This window comes from Sphingobacterium sp. GW821-FHT03E03, from assembly GCF_059420745.1.
Genome location: NZ_JBWKUH010000063.1, coordinates 1 through 1,371 on the forward strand (window position 1 = coordinate 1; position 1,371 = coordinate 1,371).

Consider the following 1,371-nt stretch of genomic DNA (forward strand, 5'->3'; position numbering starts at 1 on the left):
AGAAACAAAACAGTTTGGGCTTTATGAGAAATTGAGCGAGGGTGAAGTACTCGCTAAAAAAGCGAGGAAAATAATATATGATATCGTAAACCAGGGGTTTCAGGAGGTCAATATTAGCCAGATTGCCTTTTTGTTAGGCGTTTCAGATGCCCACCTTGCACGCTGCCACAAACGCTATTACAAACAGACTCTTTTACAGTACAGGGATGAGATACTCCTTCCACTGGCAAAAGACAGACTGCTTTCGGCTCATACCATTGGCGAAGTAGCCAATTTTTGCGGATTTAGATACCCAAGTGGTTTCTCCGACTACTTTGAGAAACGGGTAGGCTTATATCCTTCCGAATATATAAAACTCCACCAGAATCCAGGCAATGACAAAAATCAGTAAATCACAAGATCAAAAATGCGTAAATGAATGTGCCAAGACGGCCTTACCTTTGAAATACGCTTAAAGAAGTAAAAGCAAAAGCAAAAGAGATGGCGGGCGTACCAGTGCCATAGATCACCGTTTTTTCCGGCGGGGAGTCCGGCTATCCCCGGTACGTCTGTGAAGGGTTGAAAGGGGAAGCTGGACCAAATAAATAGGGACGCGGGTACAGCGATAAAGTGCAAAACAAAACAGAGGGCAGGCCGCACCGAGGATGTGCCGCCGCGTAATAGGTTATCGATAGGTAAAATGAATCAGGATGAAAAGTCTACGAACAGCGAAAGAAACAATCAAACTACCTGACCAATGGCTATGGTCAGTGTTGCTATCCCTATGGATCAGGCTGTCTGGGCGGTTTGTCCTTTGGTACAGGTACAGTCCCGTTCTTTATTTCAGAGAACTCGACTATGCCCCTATCTGTCTATCCTTGGCCCTAAAGAGAGTTGCGGACAAGATGTGGTACCCCCGTAAGTTTGCCCTGTTCCCGGGTATGCTGGCTTCACAGCTTCAAGGAAGTTGGCTGACCATAAAATAGGATCCCTCGATCGCATACTGTGAGGCTAAACCGAAATGCAAAAAGATTACCAACAGAATTTTAAATTAAAGCATTAAACGTCATGAGAACGTTAAAATCAAAAATCATAGCTGGGTTTACAGCATTAGCATTATTATTCGGGGCTTTCTATGTCGTGGAAGCCATGGAAACAGACCATACTTCAGGAGAAAAAGTATTGGTTGAAGAATGGTTTGATTACAATGGACCATCCCAAGATAGAGAAGATATTGAAAATCCGGCGAACTATACGCGCCATTCGGGTACGCCCAGCTGTAATGCTGGGTCAGAGCTCTGTTCGTTGAAAGCTCCAAATGACGGAAGTGATCAACCAGTATTGAGCAATAGTTTTGTCAATCAGGTGATGTCCGCTATAGCAACAGGAGGA

At 44.4% G+C, this 1,371-nt stretch carries 3 protein-coding genes; all 3 read left to right on the forward strand.

Going from position 1 to position 1,371, the window contains the following annotated elements:
- A partial coding sequence (locus tag AC07UV_RS25615) for a helix-turn-helix domain-containing protein (RefSeq protein ID WP_495185840.1) occupies positions 1-391 on the forward strand: 391 nt, incomplete at its 5' end.
- Positions 392-689: 298 nt separating this feature from the next.
- The gene (locus AC07UV_RS25620) at positions 690-965 is read left to right on the forward strand and encodes a hypothetical protein (RefSeq protein WP_495185841.1); all 276 of its coding nucleotides are present in this window, start codon (positions 690-692) and stop codon (positions 963-965) included.
- Positions 966-1,047: 82 nt separating this feature from the next.
- The coding region (locus tag AC07UV_RS25625) for a hypothetical protein (protein ID WP_495185842.1) at positions 1,048-1,371 on the forward strand (324 nt) is incomplete at its 3' end.